The sequence below is a fragment of the Ruegeria sp. CJ9 genome (genome assembly GCF_056536625.1).
Window position 1 is genome coordinate 66,439 of the sequence record NZ_JBQFPY010000012.1, and the last position, 17,023, is coordinate 83,461.

Annotated in this window: 14 protein-coding genes; 8 read left to right on the forward strand and 6 right to left on the reverse strand. The window is 57.4% G+C overall.

The features are described 5' to 3' along the window. Window positions 1-867: 867 nt before the first annotated feature. The 5 genes from ACR0AJ_RS19385 to ACR0AJ_RS19405 form a co-directional block, all read right to left on the reverse strand. Entirely contained in the window at window positions 868-1,449 is a 582-nt protein-coding gene (locus ACR0AJ_RS19385; protein WP_480741667.1) for an N-acetyltransferase family protein, read from the reverse strand. A 19-nt stretch (window positions 1,450-1,468) separates the two neighbouring features. Beyond that, a complete protein-coding gene (locus ACR0AJ_RS19390; RefSeq protein ID WP_425082228.1) occupies window positions 1,469-1,954 on the reverse strand; it encodes a GNAT family N-acetyltransferase in 486 nt (161 codons plus the stop codon). Between the two features lie 321 nt (window positions 1,955-2,275). Next, entirely contained in the window at window positions 2,276-3,544 is a 1,269-nt protein-coding gene (locus ACR0AJ_RS19395; protein WP_480741681.1) for an O-antigen ligase domain-containing protein, read from the reverse strand. 5 nt (window positions 3,545-3,549) lie between these two features. Then, a complete protein-coding gene (locus ACR0AJ_RS19400) occupies window positions 3,550-5,031 on the reverse strand; it encodes a GumC family protein (RefSeq protein ID WP_480741669.1) in 1,482 nt (493 codons plus the stop codon). Window positions 5,032-5,145: 114 nt separating this feature from the next. Then, complete coding sequence (locus tag ACR0AJ_RS19405) at window positions 5,146-5,760, reverse strand: response regulator transcription factor (RefSeq protein WP_170350203.1); 615 nt, start codon at window positions 5,758-5,760, stop codon at window positions 5,146-5,148. A gap of 252 nt (window positions 5,761-6,012) precedes the next feature. On the opposite strand from ACR0AJ_RS19405, the gene ACR0AJ_RS19410 reads away from it, so the two are divergent. The 4 genes from ACR0AJ_RS19410 to ACR0AJ_RS19425 all read left to right on the forward strand — a co-directional run bounded on the left by ACR0AJ_RS19410 (window position 6,013) and on the right by ACR0AJ_RS19425 (window position 11,479). Continuing rightward, on the forward strand, window positions 6,013-7,386 hold the full coding sequence (locus tag ACR0AJ_RS19410) for a WecB/TagA/CpsF family glycosyltransferase (protein ID WP_367647927.1): 1,374 nt from the start codon (window positions 6,013-6,015) through the stop codon (window positions 7,384-7,386). 20 nt (window positions 7,387-7,406) lie between these two features. After that, the gene (locus ACR0AJ_RS19415; RefSeq protein ID WP_170350204.1) at window positions 7,407-8,288 is read left to right on the forward strand and encodes a UTP--glucose-1-phosphate uridylyltransferase; all 882 of its coding nucleotides are present in this window, start codon (window positions 7,407-7,409) and stop codon (window positions 8,286-8,288) included. Window positions 8,289-8,389: 101 nt separating this feature from the next. Next, entirely contained in the window at window positions 8,390-8,896 is a 507-nt protein-coding gene (locus tag ACR0AJ_RS19420) for a putative pterin-binding protein (RefSeq protein ID WP_170350205.1), read from the forward strand. A gap of 132 nt (window positions 8,897-9,028) precedes the next feature. Then, a complete protein-coding gene (locus tag ACR0AJ_RS19425) occupies window positions 9,029-11,479 on the forward strand; it encodes an ATP-binding protein (RefSeq protein ID WP_480648034.1) in 2,451 nt (816 codons plus the stop codon). Between the two features lies 1 nt (window position 11,480). On the opposite strand, the gene ACR0AJ_RS19430 is transcribed toward ACR0AJ_RS19425, so the two are convergent. Next, window positions 11,481-12,710, reverse strand: a complete 1,230-nt coding sequence (locus tag ACR0AJ_RS19430; protein WP_480741672.1) for a polysaccharide biosynthesis/export family protein — start codon at window positions 12,708-12,710, stop codon at window positions 11,481-11,483. 195 nt (window positions 12,711-12,905) lie between these two features. On the opposite strand from ACR0AJ_RS19430, the gene ACR0AJ_RS19435 reads away from it, so the two are divergent. Genes ACR0AJ_RS19435 through ACR0AJ_RS19450 form a run of 4 tightly spaced genes read left to right on the forward strand, consistent with a single transcriptional unit; the run spans window position 12,906 to window position 16,987 of the window. Further along, window positions 12,906-14,144, forward strand: a complete 1,239-nt coding sequence (locus ACR0AJ_RS19435; RefSeq protein WP_480741674.1) for an oligosaccharide flippase family protein — start codon at window positions 12,906-12,908, stop codon at window positions 14,142-14,144. Then, a complete protein-coding gene (locus ACR0AJ_RS19440; protein ID WP_480637795.1) occupies window positions 14,141-15,055 on the forward strand; it encodes a glycosyltransferase family 2 protein in 915 nt (304 codons plus the stop codon). Before ACR0AJ_RS19435 ends, ACR0AJ_RS19440 begins: the two co-directional genes overlap by 4 nt. Before the next feature lie 20 nt (window positions 15,056-15,075). Continuing rightward, window positions 15,076-16,062: a glycosyltransferase family 2 protein gene (locus ACR0AJ_RS19445; protein ID WP_170350210.1), complete on the forward strand. Its 987-nt coding sequence runs from the start codon at window positions 15,076-15,078 to the stop codon at window positions 16,060-16,062. Window positions 16,063-16,075: 13 nt separating this feature from the next. After that, window positions 16,076-16,987 (forward strand): glycosyltransferase family 4 protein, encoded by a 912-nt coding sequence (locus ACR0AJ_RS19450; RefSeq protein WP_170411722.1) that lies wholly within the window; start codon window positions 16,076-16,078, stop codon window positions 16,985-16,987. Window positions 16,988-17,023: the final 36 nt, after the last annotated feature.

Below are 17,023 nucleotides of genomic sequence, written 5' to 3' on the forward strand. Positions count from 1 at the left end.
TACTCCTTCGTCCCAGCGCGCTAAGTTCATCCTAGTCTACCACAAAACTGGTCCGTAATTATCTAATTTCTAATCACAATTTGTTTCCCGTTCGTTGCTCCGTTGAAATTAGTATTGTTTGACGCCTGCAATATCTGCCACTACGCGACCCTTTTTGCCGGCTTGGTCGCGCCGACGTTAGTGCGAGTAGAAACCTCTCGTGATCGGGCTGCGGAACATTTGCGGCTTAGTTTCGAGCGAACTCAAGTTCGACCTCTCGCGGGACGTCCCTAACGGCGGTGCGCGCGAGGCGGCGTCCCATCTTCACCATCCGATTTCTCAGGTTATTCGATCCGACACTAGGTTCTGGTTTTTGACGTGCCTCTGTGCATCGGCCTCCAGCCCCATGCATCCGGTATACGGCCCACCCAGGGCGACGACATCGTTGACAGCGCTTGCCACTACGTTTGCTGGTGGCAGTGCATTGTAGGTGGGGATACTTCGAAGGGGAAAACCTAAACACGGTCAATTCGCGATCCAACGTGTTGTCTGCGCAAGAACACTACCATATCGCTGGGTGACCAATAAGTATGGTGTCAATAGAACTGACGCCGGTTGGAAAGTGAACAAGTTTAATGCGGATTACTCACCGACCGAGGTAATTCGAGTGCCGATTGCGTTGGACAATCAATGGCAGCTTTGTTCGCAAAGTAGACATTCAAGCAAGTTGCAGCAAACGACCGCTATGCGGACAATCCCGACCTACGTAGCTCTCAGACCAACGACGGCTCTCGGGCGGTACAGCAAAAAATGAGTGTGGCGCCCTTGCGCAACGTTAGCCCAAAAGCGAGAGTAGCCTACACAAGGAAAGACCGATTTCGCGCGGCGTCACGACAGCGACTTGATGAGGAGAACCCAGTTTTCGGTCTCAGTCTCCCACCCATCTTTGGCGCATGGGGCTTTATCCAGCTCAGAGTATCCCTTTCGCTCGTATAGACGTCTCGCTCCCACGTTTTCATCGGCGACAATAACGCTCATTTTGTTGTATCCCGCGTCTCGGGCTATCTCGTCGGCGACATCGAGTAGTCTTGAACCAAGTCCTTGCCCCCGGTTCTCTGGGTAACAAGCCAGAACATTCACATACCAGCTGTCTAACGCTTTGTTTTCCAGCTCCTGCAAGGGGCGGAACAACGCTGGGAAGTCATCTCCTATTTCTTCTGGTTCTGATCCGATCCCATAGCCCGTGAGCCCAGCAACTGCCCCGTTTCCATAGTCAATTACAACTACTTGCCTCTCTCGTGCCATTTCGGCCTGTCGCGCGCGACCGACGGCCCAAGGATCCTCGCCATCTTGTGCCAGCCCGGTCCAGATATGGAGCGGCAGGCCTTCACCTGCAAAATTCACTAAGTCCGCAAGTGCATGGGCATCAGTTTCAACGGCCAATCTCAAAGGCTTTTCAAGTGGTATCACGTCTCGTACTCCAAAGAATTCAAAGCATCATAGACATCTCATGCCAAGTCATTCCTCCATGGTCGGAAGTCGATGGCTGCAAATAGCTGTATCCAAATCGCTCATACAGTGGGACGTGATGCTCTTTGCACATAAGGAAGATCGCCGATTTACCCACTTTTCTCATGCGGTCGACGAATTCAGTCATCAATGCCCGCGATAGGCCCCTTCCCTGATGGGCTGGATCAACGACGACAGACATAATGACGGCATTCGGAGCGTCGGGATCATGCCCCACAAGCTCCTTAAATTCCTCATCAGACATTTCGACGTCATGGGCACATCCGCAATTGATAAAGCCAACGATCTCGCCTTGTTCTTCAAGAATGAGGAAACCATCGGGATATTCCTCGATCCTCTTGGATATCTTTTTGAGGGTTGCTGCGTCGTCGCCTTCATAGGCAGCAGTTTCGATCTCAAAGCATCGAGTTGCGTCGGAAGGTTTGGCGTTTCTGAACGTGCTCATGCACGTGACACTAGGCGTGTTGGGGCAAGTTGCATAGCCGCCATCGGTTGGGCCCGCAGCATTCGGTACTTTGGGCTCGAAGCGGACCTTCGCTGCAACTTAAATGGGTGTCTGCTTTGCGGACAAACCTGCCTTCCAGTGTATTAGTCGAACGTCCGCTTTCCGCGCTTTGCGGCAGCCGTTAAAAAACCAACAGGGCGGATACCCGATTTGAAAGTACTCACTTTACATGGTCAATATGTCCCTAGAAGCAGTGAAGGACCCGACCCAAAAGAGTGACCGCTGACACTACGCTGGCGTCGCAACAATCCTAGCGGCACATCAGCTTCCCAGACGCACTGATTTGACCTCTCGCAAATGCAATCCGAGCATCAGTAGAGTCGGCCAGAGGAGATAGGTTTGGATTTCAACGTTCTCTCCAAAGGTCAGCAGGAGAACTGTGAGCAACAGTCCGAGCGGCAGCCTCCCGCGTTCCGACTTTATGGCGTCCAGGGTGACGATTGCTAAATGAACGAGGAAAGGAACGAGAAACGCTGTAAATCCGGTCAGCCCTTTCACGAATAGCAACCCGTACCAGGTGTGATGGCTGCCTATCGGCATGTACTCAACAAGATGCGCTCCGGGTCTGACTGTGCCGTGCCCGAAAACCACCGCATCCGATTGCCAGCGCTCATACGCAATACGCTGCAGAGTTTCGCGTACGCGGGTACTGTCGGCGCGCGCGGATTTGAAGCTGTAAAGGGCTCGGTTGCCGAACTCAACAAAGACTGCGCCCCAAACGGCTACGGCGGTGGTGACTGCAGACAAAAGAATCCACCCCGAGCTGCGGGCGACAAGTGGCAAGAGGCTGGGTGACAGCGAGCAGATCACCAATCCAACCATGCCCATTCGGGACTTGGACATAAGGATCATCAGAACTCCGGCAGCCAAGCCGATGACCTTCCAGCTGCGGTGCTTTTCTTCCAGGGCAAATAGGACCATGCAGACGCCCAACAAGGCCGCGAATGGCGACCAGGGCGCAAAGAACTGCCACCGCGGCGTGCCGCTGGCGGGGTCGATTGTATACAGGTAGACCGAGAAATATTCAGGTCCCGGGCCGCCCACTGCTTTAAGGGGAGATGTAAACAGCAGATGCGGCAGACCGGCATAGGGGGCGGCAATGAGCAACGGCAGAAGGCACAAGGTCCAAAGGCCCACCACGCATTGCCCTCTGACCAAAACCTCGCGCCGTATTGGCAAAACCGCCCCTGCTAGGATAAACAACGGGATCAGCGCCCAACCCTTTGCCCATCCGATACTCGATTTGATCGTATTGGTGGTGCCGAGGTTCCAATCCGCGTGGCCTGCCCATAGTGAGACCAGCATCACCAGCATGCCAACGCTCCAGATCCAGACCAGAGCAGGTACAGGGCCCGTTGCACGCAGATCCAAGCGGATCGCCGGGCCGAGATAAAGTGACACCCCGGCTATCGCAGCCAACATCCAACCTAGCACCGGACCGACAACATACAGCGCGCCAAGCCCGTAGAACGGCCATGTCCAGATCAGCGTACACCAGACGATCTTTTCGGCTGGCGTTTGAGGGGCCACACGCGTCAAACTGCGGCCTCTTTCTGGTCTTTCAGCAGCTTTGAGATCAGCGGGTTTCGGATCCATGCCAGAACCAAACCCATCAGCAGCATAAGGCTTGCAACGATCCCGGCGGCAATCGAGATCTTCTTGTTCGGCGAAGACGGGCGAGTCGGCAGAGACGGGTTCTCCAGCACTTGGATCAAGGGATAGGAGGCATAGACATCGGTCTTTTTCGACTCGGACCGAGCGATGGCAGAGGCGAACACGGCTTCTGCCACGGCGAAATCTCTCTGCCGGTCCTCCAATTCAGCGGCGATGGGGGCGAGGTTTGACAGACGCAGGGTTTCCAGACGAACTTGCGCGCGCTGTGTCGCGACATGCTCTTCCAATCCGGCGCGCAAGGCATCTTCGCGCACCAACTCGCTGAGCAACTGCGCCCGTTGCCCTTCCGGCGCGCGATCCAGTCCACCGAGCTGCTCGACCTCAAGACCAGTCACCTGCGCCGCGCGTCTTAAAGCAACCGAACGCGCCCCTTCATAGTCGTTCTGGGCATTCACATAGATTGGGTGGCGCGATCCGTAGGTCGCGTCGGCTTGCGCCAGCTTTGCAGCCCCCACCGACACATCCTCAAGCAACGATAGGTACTGCGCATCAGCATAGAGTTTCAGCGTTGCCGCCGCTGCGTCAGAGGGCAGATTCAACGCGACTTGAAGCGCGGCGACGCGTTCCGATTGGCGTGCCAGCTCGCTCTCCTGCTTTCGCAGTTCCTGCTTTGCACGGTCATTAGCGGCGACCTGCTCTTGGTATTGCACGACCGATATCAGACCGCTTCGCGACTGCAGCTGTTTGATCTCGGCCCGCGTGGCCTGAATTGCGCGCGTGTAGTCCTCGATCGCGCCGGTATTGCTGGCCTCGCGAGTGGTAATTTCATCGGCGCGCAGGGCGTCAATCTCAGCGAAAAAGGCGGCCACCAAGGCGTCACCATATTGCTGAGCGTCTGCCGGAGTGGCCGCCTGAAGCTCGATATGGATCAGGCTGGTTTGATCGACCAGTTGCACCCGCGGCTTTCCAAACGCGTCCCGGTCAGCCTCTACCGCCTTGGCTGCCGCGTCGAGGATACGGTCGGCCGACAACAAACGTTTATACGTCTCGGTCGGGCTGATTGACCCGTTGGCAAAGGCGGAATTCGCGTATGAGGATGCCTGACCGATATTGGCCAGATTGACCGATGCCGAAGCGCCAGATCCTGGCAGGATCAATGATGCGTGAGAGGTGTATTTGACAGGCGCGGTCGCCAAATAACCGCTGATCGGGGCCCAGATGCAACTCGCCCCAAGAAGGTATAATGCCACGTAACGGGGCAGGCGGCCTACATCGCTAAGGCGCCCGCCCTTTACGAAGCGACGCCACCCGAGCGTTCTGAAATTGGATCGGGAAATGCGCACCCAATGCAGAAATTGCATGTCGCGCGTGGACTCAGAGGAGTTCGAAATCTGTTGCGGCATGGAAAAACCCTTTCTTACAAGGGTGATACACCGCATCTGATTGCTGATCATTCGCTCAGCAGGCTAGGGGCCGAGGGGATTGGGAGCGTCCCCTATCCCTTCGGATAGAGAAGCCTAGAACAACCCAGCCTCGCGCGCAGCCAGGGCGGCCTGCGTTCGATTGCTGACACCAACTTTACGGTACAAAGTCTTCATATGCAGTTTGATCGTCGGCTCTGACAGATCCAGATCACGAGCGATTTCCTTGTTGGATTTGCCCTCAGTCAGCCCTTTCAGAACTTGCCGCTCACGCTCTGTCAGTTTTTGAGCCATGGGGTGGGAGTCTTCCGGCTGCTCTGCGTTCATGAAACCCGCAGGAAGGTATTGTTCCCCCATCGCCATAAAGCGGATCGCGTTGACCAGTGATTTAGCCGGTAAAGTTTTTGGGACGAAACCGGCTGCACCAAGCTCTAGCGCGCGTTGCGCCAGATCACGCGAGGTGTCGCCGGTAAACAGGGCCACATGCTGGGCACCGTCCAAAGCGATGCAGGTTTCAAGTCCGGCCAACCCGTTCATGCCGGGCATGTTCAGGTCCAGAAGAACCAGATCAAAGGCTCCGTCGTTCTCAATCAAAGTTTTCGCGGCTGGGAAATCCGGCGCGGTCTCCACCTCGATCCCGCCTGCTGCATCTATGAAGGCAACGAGCGTGTCCAAAATAAGCTCGTGGTCGTCAGCAATAAGAACTTTCATTTCAAACCTCCGTCTGCCCCCAACCACACCCAAATGCGTTAATAAGTCATTGAACCCATGGCATGAAGCCTTCCTGACGGACAGATGAATATCCAATCGGATAGGTCAGCGGGCCGTTTTCACCACGCTATGTGCTGCGGGGTCGTTTGAATAGACCTATTCTCCGATCCCTCTCCGGATGCTCGCCTATCGGTTGCAGGGTCTCATTGGCAGTCTAAAGCCACAGATTGTCATTGTTGATCGGAGAGTTCTATGCAGTTCCTGTCAGTCCAAGATATGTATAAAGGCGCGCAGCCGACACCCATACCAACTCTGGAAAAGACTGAGATAATGGGTCTGCCAGTTGTGAACGCTCGATCCGGACAGGTGATCTCCAAACTGCTGGATGGGACACGCCGGACTGTGTTTTTCCTGAATGCACATTGCGCAAACATACGGGCCCGCAACCATACCTATCGAGCAGCATTGGCCCGGGCAGATATGATCCTACCTGATGGAATTGGTGTAGACGTCGCGGCAAAGTTGCAAGGCGTCCAGTTGACCGAGAACCTAAACGGCACGGATTTTGTGCCCAAACTGCTGAAACGCGCTGCGCGTTTTGGGCAGTCGGTCTACCTTTTGGGGGGAAGTCCCGGAACAGCTCAGGCGGCGGCGGCGCGGTTGCAGCACATGATCCCCGATTTGGCCGTGGCTGGTACGCGTGATGGCTACGCGGGGGCCGCGCGGGTTGATGAGGCGATTGACGATATCAACCAGTCTGGCGCAGACATCCTGTTGGTCGCGATGGGCGTCCCGCTGCAGGAGCTGTGGATTATGCAGAACCGCCACCGGCTTGCCCCTTGCGTCGCGCTGGGCGTGGGTGCTTTGTTTGATTTCCTGGCTGGCAACGTGCGCCGGGCGCCGCGCCTTGTTCGGCGCGTCCGGATGGAGTGGGCATGGCGGTTGGCGATGGAGCCCCGCCGTATGGCCCGCAGATATCTATTGGGCAATTTCGAATTCCTCGGGCGTGCCGCGCACAATTCTGTTCCCAAGGTCTCAGCATGTCGCCTGCTGGACCTCACTTTGGCGGTGGTCGCGCTGTCTCTTCTGGCCCTGCCCATGGCCGCAATCGCCGCATTAGTGCGATTGGACAGTCGCGGCTCCGCCTTTTTTCGGCAGACACGTATCGGTCGAAACGGGGTGCCATTCAAGATGTACAAGTTTCGCTCAATGACCCAGGACGCCGAAGCACGACGTGCGGATTTGCTCACCCATTCGGATCGTGAGGGCGTGTGCTTCAAAGCCAAAAATGACCCACGCATCACTCGCGTTGGGAAGGTTCTGCGCCGGTTCTCGCTGGATGAATTGCCGCAAATCTTCAATGTGCTGAAAGGGGATATGTCGCTGGTTGGTCCGCGCCCGGCTTTGCCCGAAGAGGTTGCCGCCTATCCCGAACAAGCGCTGGAGCGCCTGCAGGTGCGTCCCGGCATCACCGGCCTCTGGCAGGTTTCGGGCCGCGCCGGCATCGGCTTTGACCACATGATCGAGCTGGATACAGCCTATGTCCGCTCCCGTTCGCCCCTTCTAAACCTCATCCTCATCGCAATGACCGCACGTGCCGTCGTGTCAGGTCGCGGCGCTTACTGATCAAACCTAGGAGCATTGAAATGACACGTATTCGCAAAGCTGTTTTTCCGGTCGCGGGTCTCGGCACAAGGTTTTTGCCCGCTACCAAATCGGTGACTAAGGAGATGTTGCCGCTGATTGACCGCCCCTTGATTCAATATGCGGTGGACGAGGCCCGCGCGGCCGGGATTGATGAGTTCATCTTCATCACCTCAACCGGCCAATCCGCGCTGGAGGCGTATTTTGGTCGCAACTCGGGACTGGAGCGTAAACTGAAGGATGGCGGTAAAACCAGCCTGCTGAACCGTTTGCGCTGCACGAACCTTGAGGATGAGACATATAGCTTTATCCAACAAGACAGCCCGCGCGGTCTGGGCCATGCAATCTCTCTGGCACGTGACATTGTCGGTGATGAACCCTTTGCCGTGATCCTGCCTGATGATGTGATCTACGCGCAGCGCCCGGTTCTGGCGCAAATGGTCCAGAACTTTGAAGGCAGCCATATGATCGCAACCGAAGCCGTCCCATCCGACCGGATCAGCGCCTATGGCGTGGTCGATATCGAGCATAGGACAGGGCAGGTGCAACATCTGAAAGGGTTGGTCGAAAAGCCCTCTGCCGATCAAGCTCCGTCAGAATTTGGCATTGTCGGGCGTTATCTGATGCACCCTTCGATTTTCGATCAGTTGGACGGATTGGCGCCCGGTGCGGGCAATGAAATCCAACTGACCGATGCGATCGCGGCCGATATCGAAGCGACCGGATGCCGCGGTTTCGCTTTTCAAGGAGAGCGCTTCGATTGTGGGTCGGTCGCCGGGTTTCTTGAGGCAACCACCGTCTTTGCATTGGAACGTGCCGAGCTGCGTGACGGGTTCAAAACCATGTTGCGACAGCGCATGAATCTGCTGTCTACCGCCGCATGAGACCGAGGCACCTATCCGTTCGGATAGGTGCATATCCTCATGTCCATCTGTCGCTACGGACCTCTTTCTGGTTTCTTAAGGTCACAAAAATGGAGACCGAGATGCGCCTGTTTTATGCGATTCTCACAGCGGCGTTCACCATTTGCCTGACGCCTGCGCAAGCCGAAGACTTGGGAACTCCGAAAGGAGAAGTCGTCCTGACCGTTTCGGGCAACATCGCACAGACCGGCCCCGACGGGACGGCGCAGTTCGATATGGAAATGTTGCAGGCGCTACCGCAGCGCAGCTTTGAAACCTCGACGATCTGGACTGAAGGCGAGACCAGCTTTGTCGGCGTTCCCCTCTCTGTGTTGCTGGAACAGATCGGAGCAGAGGGTGCTACGATCCGGGCAACGGCGATCAACGACTACGCGGTTGAGATACCTGTGGGCTCAATATCGGCGCAGGACCCGATTGTCGCCTATGAGATGGATGGCGCGGCGATGTCCCGGCGGCAGAAAGGTCCGCTATGGATCGTATATCCCTATGACAGTGATACCAAGTACCAGACCGAGGTGATTTACTCTCGCAGCATTTGGCAACTCGACAGGTTGGAAATCGTTAAATAGCGTGGGGTTACAACACAGTATGAAGTGGGTGATACGGGCTAGACTTTGACAAGAAATTTCCAATACCACTCGCGGCGCCGGTGGGCTTTCGGGCTCCTCGGTATCGCCGTTTTGGGTGCCCTTGCTTTGGTCGTGTTGCTTTCCGTCAAGGTGATATCCGACCTGCGCGACCGGCAGTCAGCCCGAACAGATAACGTGCAATGGACGCTGACGCAGGTCGAGGTCGAGTTCCTGTTCTACCTCAACGCGCTTGAGGCGGGTGTATCGGACGCAGAGCCAAGCACAGAAAACCTGGACCTTGTCCGGCGCCGTTTCGATCTTTTTTACAGCCGAATCGATATTCTAGACACCTCGCGTCTGTTTGAAACGCTGCGAAGCGACCCGAAATTCGCTGAACCTCTGAACGACGTCTCCGCATATCTGGAGGTCTCGGTGCCTACAATCGATGCTGAGGATCCTGGGTTGAAGGCGGAGCTGCCGGTTCTCTATGACGGCGCGCAGGGGATCGCTCAAAAAGTGCGAGAGCTTTCGGTCTCGGCGATCTCGTACTTTGCAAGCCAGTCGGATCAGCGCCGTGAAGAAACCGCGCTCAGCCTGTTTCAACTGGCCGTTTTGTCCGGGGGATTGTTTCTGACGCTGACCGCGGTCAGCGCCTATCTCCTGGTGGTCAATCGCAAGGCAGATCGACGCGGTGGGGCAATCCAGCAGGCCAACCAGCGCATGAATACGATCCTTTCTACCTCATTGGATGCCGTGATCGTGGTGAACGCCGCCGGTGAAGTGCTGGAGTTCAACCCAGCTGCACAGGCGATTTTCGGGTATTCCGAAGATGAGGCCAAAGGGCATTCGATCGGCGACTTGATTGTGCCTGCGCATCTACGCGCGGCGCATGATGAAGGGATGGAGCGGATGCAGAGCGGGGGCGACCGCCACGTGGTTGGCAAGGGTCGCGTTCAGCTTGAGGCGTTGCGCAGGAATGGCGATGTTTTTCCCGTCGAACTCGCATTGCAATCCGCTCAGGCCGGGGACGAGGAAATTGTTATCGGTTTCGTCCGCGATATCTCACAAAGCGTTGCGGATCAGAAAGAGCTTGTCTCGGCCCGCGACCGTGCCCTTGCCGGGGAAAAGGCCAAGTCGGATTTTCTGACTGTTATGAGTCATGAGATCAGAACCCCGTTGAACGGGTTGCTGGGCAACCTCACCCTTCTCAAGAATACACGCACGACCAAACAGCAGTCTCAGTTTGTCCGCAACATGGAGATCTCGGGCCAGGTTCTGCAAAATCATGTGGATGCGGTGCTGGATATTGCTCGGTTCGAGGCCGGCAAGCTGTCTGTCGCGCACGAGCCAACCGACCTGAACGCGATGCTGCAGGACCTTGTGGATGGTCAAAGCGGCAATGCGGCCTCGCGCGGCAATTCAATCTCGTGGCAATGGGTGGGCGGAGCCTATCCGCATGTCGCGACTGACGCGCAAAGGTTGCGGCAAATTCTGCTGAACCTTGTGGGTAATGCGATCAAGTTTACCGAAAATGGCCGTGTGTCGATCGAGGTCGAAAGATGTGAACCTTCCGGTCAGGGTAAGGCACATGTCTACGAAGTGCGTGTGATCGACAGCGGGGCCGGCATCGCCGAGGATGAGATCGACGCCATTTTTGATGACTTCTACACCAGCGATCCCTCTATCGGTCGCACGGTCGGAGGGACCGGGCTTGGCCTGGGAATTGCCCGCAGGTTCGCGCAGGCCATGGGTGGTGAGGTGGGGGCGGAAAGCACATTGGGCGAAGGAAGCGTTTTTTGGCTGCGGATACCGTTACAGCCGTCAGCGCGCGACCAACTGCTAGAAGCTGCTCAGATCAATACCGAGACCGCTCTCCCGCTGAACTTGTTGGTGGTCGAAGACAACGAGATCAACCTCGAGGTCATCTGCAACATGCTGGCGCTGGACGGTCACCGTGTAACTACGGCGGAGAATGGGCAGGTTGGCGTCGACAAGGCCAGCAGTCAGAGGTTCGACGCGATCCTGATGGATATCAGCATGCCAGTGATGGATGGGCCAACCGCTGCGCGCCATATTCGTGGCGGTCGGGGGCAGTCGACCGATGTGCCGATTATCGCTGTGTCGGCCAATGTCCTGCCAGATGCGGTTGAGACCTTTCGCGCGGCCGGTATGACGGCTTTCATTGGCAAACCGATCTCGCTGAATGCACTGCGCAGGGCGCTTTCGGTGGTCATGCGCACCGACGGGCAGATTTCGGAACATGCGCAGCCAGATCCGTTAGCGGAGTTGAAAGGCAGCCTCGGCCCTGAAGTCTTTGACCGCCTGCATGCCAAGTTCATTGCCGAAGGGGATGAATTGGTTGAACAGCTAGAAACCGGGGCATTTGACCAGACAGATTTAAATCAAATCGCTCAGGCCTGTCACAAACTGGCTGGGAGTGCAGCAACCTTCGGCGTGGAAGAGTTTCGAGAGGCGTTAGTTGCGGTAGAGACTGCAGCCAAAGAACACAAAGACATCACTAACAAACTCGCTGCAGTCTCCACTGCTTGGGAGCGGGCGAAATCATCGCCCGCTAGGGATTGACTTAGGGCGCCAGCAGCGCTGCTGCGCCGACGATGCCAACCGCGCGGGCGACTTCGGTCAGGCCGGTCACCTTACTGTCGTAGCATGCAATCGCATCTCCTGGCAGAACATAGGGGTCATAGTCATCGCGATCCCCACGTCGCAGCAGCTTTTCGATATTGCGTTCAATGACGATCGAGTTCCCCGTCATCGGGTTGCGGGTGAACAGGACCGCGCTGCGATTGGCATTGGTGGTTTTGGCCCCACCGACGCAATTGGTATCGACTACGGCCTGCAGGTAGCGCGTCCCATAGGGTACCTCACGCACGTCTCGTCCAATGGCCGACTCTGCGTTGCCGGTGGCAGGTTGCGTGAGGTTGGACATATAAAGCGTTACGCCGGGCGGGCTGATCGGGCTGGGACGCATCAAATCATCCTGGAAACACCCTCGGCTGTTGACCACGATCTGATCCCCGGTCAGCAGCATGATGTCGGTCGGATCCGAGCCTTCGAACACCCCGCGCAGGTCCATCCGGTAGATCGTGCCCTGCCGGTGCAGCTCAACCGCTGACAGATCGGCATCCGGGCGCACACCTCCGGAAGCGCGAATGGCGGCCGAGAGGTTGCGCGCCTCGGTCGAGGCACCCAGTACGCCCTGACGCCCTCGATCCAGCGCGTCGCCGGGGATGCCTCCGATCTCGACCGAATGGGGTTCAAACACCGCGCCTTTCACGCCGACAGTGACCGAGGCGAAATCGCTGATGCGCGCCGTGACGCGCGGGGTACTGTCGTAGAACTGTGCGGCTACCAGAACCCGGGCCACGTCTCGCTCGACCTGCTCGGTCGTTCTGCCCTGCGCGCGCACCGGCGGCAGGTACGGCAGCTTCAGGTCGCCATCGCGGGACACAACATAGGTGTCGCTGAGAAGCTCATCCCCGTCGATGGTGATCTGCACCATATCATTGCGCGAAAGTTTCTCGCCCAGCAGAGGGCTAAGCGCGGGTTTAGACCATTTGGCAAAGGCGTTTGTGCCCTGATCCCCGGTCGGAGGCATACAGGCGCGCCCGTTCAAATGTTCCGCTTGCAGCAAGGGCGCATTTGCCCGGCGCCGTGATGGGGCACGGTACTGCGCCTGATAGCTTTCGCCTTTTGCAACGGGTTCGATGTTGCGCGGGGTCTTCATGCTGCTGCAACCCGACAGAGCGATCGCGCTGACGGCCCCTAAAACCAAAACTTTGAAATGTCGTTTCATTTTGAATTCTCCTGAACTGCATTCACAGCTACAGCAGTGTCTTGATGTGCGTCAGACCGGCATCGGGATTGCCGTTTATCCCAATCGGATAGGTCGCTCGCCCGATGGTTCGTCTGTCTGTCCGCCCGCGTCTGGGACAGGGATGTCGCTGCCAATTAGAACTGATCCCAATACTGTTTTTGGACACTTGGCGACATGACTCAGCGATTGGCACATTCCAGTTTCCTGCGGCACCTGCTAGCCTATGCGGCGTCCGAAGTGGCGGCAAAAGCCTCACGTCTTGCGGTGGTCGTTGTTGTGGGCCGCACCCTCAGCCCCGAGGCAATAGGGTTGGCTGCCGCTGCCCTCGCGGCAGGGGATATCCTAAAGGCGCTAACCGAGAACGGCGTGGGGCAGAGGATCATCCAAGCCCCGCAGTCCGAGCTGGAACAGCGCTGCAACACCGCGCATCGTATCTTCTGGGTCTGGTGCGGGGCGCTGTTTTTGCTGCAGGTGACCATCGCCATTGCCCTCTATGCGATAGGGCACCAGACCCTGGCGCTGCTGCTCGCTATTCTGGCCGGAGAGTACCTGTTCATGCCCGCCGGCCTGGTGCAGGCCGCGCTTGCGATGCGTGAGGGCAAGCTACAAAAGACAGCCGCTGTTGCCGGAGGGCAGGTGGTTGGCGCAAATGTTATGGCCGCGCTACTGGCGCTGCTCTGGGCCTCGCCGCTGGCTTTGGTTCTGCCCCGATTGCTGGCCGCCCCGATTTGGCTGGTCCTGATGCGCCGTCTACGTCCCTGGGCATCAAACGCAGAGCGCGGGTTTGCCGCCCTTCGCCCGTTTGTTGGCTTCGGCTGGGCCGTTCTGGGGGTTGAGGTTGTCAAAGTTCTGCGTTTGCAGGCCGACAAGCTTGTCGTCGGCGCGATGCTGGGGGCCGAGAGCCTTGGCATCTACTTCATGGCTTTCAACGCTGGGCTCGGCTTGGCGACATCGTTCACGCAGGCCTTTTCAGTCGTTCTTTTCCCGCATCTTTGCGTAGCCCCGGACAAGACCAAGGCGTTGCGTCATGGGCTCGGTACGTCCCTCCTGGTACTGTCCCCGCTGGTTTTGCTGCAAGCCGCCCTTGCGCCGGTCTACGTGCCGCTGCTGCTGGGTGCTGAGTGGCAGCAGATTTCACCGGTGGTCTCGGTCTTGTGCCTTGCCGCATTGCCCAGCGTCATCTGGTCCGCCGTGGCCGGCTGGCTGCGGTCCGAGAACCGCGCGATCACCGAGCTACGAGTCAGCACGGCCCTTGCATTCGCATTGATCCTCAACACCGCGATCATGGCCCCGTTCGGGCTGATGCCAGTGGCGATGGGATACCTGATGACCAGTGCTGCCCTCATGTTGATCGCCTCTTGGGTGCTGCTGCCTCGGGATCAAAAGACAACAGAGAGGTTCGGCTTCCAATGACCCGCTTTACCATCATCGTGCCGTTTCACACCGATGCGGACACAATTGCTGATACGCTGACCAGCATTCGCGCGCAAAGCTTCACGGAATGGGAGGCGATCTGCGTCGGCGACCGTCCCTCGAAGGCGTGCCTGTCTATCGTGTTGGATCACATTGCCCAAGACCCCCGTATCCGGGTCGCAAGCAGCCCCTTCGATGGCCCAAGTGCCGCCCGCAACTATGGGGCCGAACTGGCCAAGGGAGACATGCTGGCGTTCTGTGATGCAGACGATCTGTGGCACAAGGACAAGCTGGCGCAGCTTAACGAAGCCTTTCAATCCTCTTCGACGGATGCTGTTTTTGGGCAGATCGGGTTCTTCGCCGATCAGCTCGGAGATTCTCAGACATGCTCGACCGTTCCTAGCGCACCACTGAACATTCAGGACCTGTTGGCTGAGAATCCCGTCTGCACCATGTCGAATCTTTCGATCCGTCGCGAGGTCTTCAACGCCATTGGCGGGTTGGACACGAGAACGGTGCATAACGAAGATTTGGAGCTGTTAATCCGCCTCGTAGGCAAGGGGTTTACCGTCAAAGGGGTCAATCAGTTCCAGGTCTGGTATCGCACCAGAGCCGGGGGCTTGTCCTCGGACCTGAACGCAATGCGCGCTGGGCGGGCCTATGCGGTGAAAACGGCTGCGTCTTTTGGCGTGTTCCCGTTGCGGTCGTCCGAGGCCGTCTATTTGCGCTATCTTGCCCGCCGGGCGCTGCGGTTGGGGCATCAGGGTCAGGCCCTGTCTTACACACGCAAAGGCTTGAGCCTGCATGCGCGCAGTTTCCTGCTGCCCCTGCGCCGAGGACTGCCTACCGCCGCAGGGGCCGCGCTGGCCCCGATCCTCCCGCAAGCGATCAAACGCGCGTTGTTTTCTTAAGAATTCTGAAGGAGATCACCATGCCCACAGCATCCATCGTCGTACCCGCCTACAATGCCGAAGCAACCTTGGTCGAAACGCTCGCCTCACTGCAGGCGCAAACCTATGACGATTTCGAAATCATCATCGTCGACGATGGATCGCAGGACGCGACCTCTGAGATTGCCCGCGCGCACCAAGGCGACCCGCGCGTACGACTTGTCGGGCAGGCCAATCGTGGGCTGGCGGGAGCCAGAAATACTGGCATCGCTGCCGCGCGGGGTACGTTCATCGGCTTTTGCGACGCCGACGATCTGTGGATGCCCGAGAAGCTGGCGGCTCATATTCACCATCTCAAGGCCGAACCGGATGTGGGAGTTAGTTTCTCCGGCAGTGCCTTGATCGACGAGGCGGGGTTCATGATGGGGATCAAACAAGCACCCCGCCTGAAGGATGTGACCTCAGCCCATGTTCTGAACCGCAATCCAATCGGCAATGGATCGGCGGCCGTTGTTCGAAAGTCGGTACTGGAGGCTCTGGCCTACCGCCCGAGTTTTGAGATCGAGCGGGATTGGGTCTTCGATGAGACGTTCAGGCAGTCCGAAGATATAGAATGCTGGATGCGGCTGATGTTGACGACCGATTGGCAGATCGAAGGCGTTCCGGGGCTATTAACCTATTACCGGATCAATGCAGGCGGGCTGTCAGCGGCTTTGGACCGGCAGTTGGAGGCGTGGGAGCGGTTGGTCGCGAAGTTGCGCCCGATTAACCCTGAGTTCTTTGCCCAGCACGAACACTCAGCGCGGGCCTATCAGCTACGCTATCTGGCACGGCGGGCCATCACCAACCTCGACCGGGACACAGCTTGGGAGTTGTTTGCGCGAAGCGTCCAGGAAAGCCTCCGCCCGGTGCTTGAGGAACCTGTGAAGTCGTTCAGCACCTTCGCCGCGGCACTTGTGTTGAAAACGTTTGGACCCGGCCCGATCACCCGGCTGAGGCAAATGAAATCCAAACTGCAATCGATTTGAGAGAGGCATCATCATGGAACAGAAAAAGGTCCTCCACCTGGTAGACGACACGACAGCGGGCGGCGTGATGCGAATGCTCGACCATCTTTTGGCGCAGTCAGATCTTTCCGGCGCGATCGAGCAAAAGGTGTTGAAGGTCAAAAGGACCGCGTTTTCTTGGGGCAAACTGGATGCGGATGTCATCGTGTCCCACGTCGCACCCAGTTGGAGAAGCCTGCCCGCGTTCTCGGCCCTTCGCGCAATGCATGTTAATACTCGACTTGTCCATGTCGAACACAGTTACACCCGGGCATTCACCACCCTGAATGTCCCTCACAAACGTCGGTTTTTTGCGATGCTTCGGGTGATCTATTCCTTCTTCGATCAGTTGGTGGCGGTCAGCCATGCGCAGGCGGACTGGATGCAAGAACGACGCCTAGCGGTTTCAGAAAAACTGGCCGTCATTCCTCCGACCGTTGATCTTGAGCAGTTGTCACGAAAGACGATGCCTCCCAAGTCAAAGACCACAATTGGCGCCATCGGGCGGCTCGAGCAGCAGAAAGGCTTCGACATCCTGATCCAAGGCTTTCGGTCAACCCGAACGCCGGGCGCGCGCTTGTTGATCTTTGGCGAAGGCAGTCAACGGTCATACCTTGAGGCGTTGGCAGAGGGTGACCCGCGCATCGAATTTCGGGGTCACGCCAAAGATCCGGCAGAAGCTTATCAAGCCGTCGATATCATTGCGATTCCCTCGCGTTGGGAGGCTTATGGACTTGTGCTGGACGAAGCGCTTGCCGCGAAGCGCAATGTGATCGCCAGTAAAGTTGATGGGTTACGTGACCGTGAAGGAGATACAAGAGTTTCATTCTGCAACCTTGACCCTTATGATTGGCGACTTGCGATCAATAATTTTCTGCTTTCCGACACAATTGAGAAAAGCAGCTGAATCAAAATCTGACACTAGAACTTTTGCCTTTTTGCC

Bases quoted from the DNA above. Each gene is read 5' to 3' on its own strand.
- ACR0AJ_RS19430 (WP_480741672.1), bottom strand. From the start codon at position 12,710: ATGAAACGACATTTCAAAGTTTTGGTTTTAGGGGCCGTCAGCGCGATC.
- ACR0AJ_RS19440 (WP_480637795.1), top strand. From the start codon at position 14,141: ATGACCCGCTTTACCATCATCGTGCCGTTTCACACCGATGCGGACACA.
- ACR0AJ_RS19390 (WP_425082228.1), bottom strand. From the start codon at position 1,954: ATGAGCACGTTCAGAAACGCCAAACCTTCCGACGCAACTCGATGCTTT.
- ACR0AJ_RS19415 (WP_170350204.1), top strand. From the start codon at position 7,407: ATGACACGTATTCGCAAAGCTGTTTTTCCGGTCGCGGGTCTCGGCACA.
- ACR0AJ_RS19450 (WP_170411722.1), top strand. From the start codon at position 16,076: ATGGAACAGAAAAAGGTCCTCCACCTGGTAGACGACACGACAGCGGGC.
- ACR0AJ_RS19400 (WP_480741669.1), bottom strand. From the start codon at position 5,031: ATGCCGCAACAGATTTCGAACTCCTCTGAGTCCACGCGCGACATGCAA.
- ACR0AJ_RS19435 (WP_480741674.1), top strand. From the start codon at position 12,906: ATGACTCAGCGATTGGCACATTCCAGTTTCCTGCGGCACCTGCTAGCC.
- ACR0AJ_RS19410 (WP_367647927.1), top strand. From the start codon at position 6,013: ATGCAGTTCCTGTCAGTCCAAGATATGTATAAAGGCGCGCAGCCGACA.
- ACR0AJ_RS19405 (WP_170350203.1), bottom strand. From the start codon at position 5,760: ATGAAAGTTCTTATTGCTGACGACCACGAGCTTATTTTGGACACGCTC.
- ACR0AJ_RS19420 (WP_170350205.1), top strand. From the start codon at position 8,390: ATGCGCCTGTTTTATGCGATTCTCACAGCGGCGTTCACCATTTGCCTG.
- ACR0AJ_RS19445 (WP_170350210.1), top strand. From the start codon at position 15,076: ATGCCCACAGCATCCATCGTCGTACCCGCCTACAATGCCGAAGCAACC.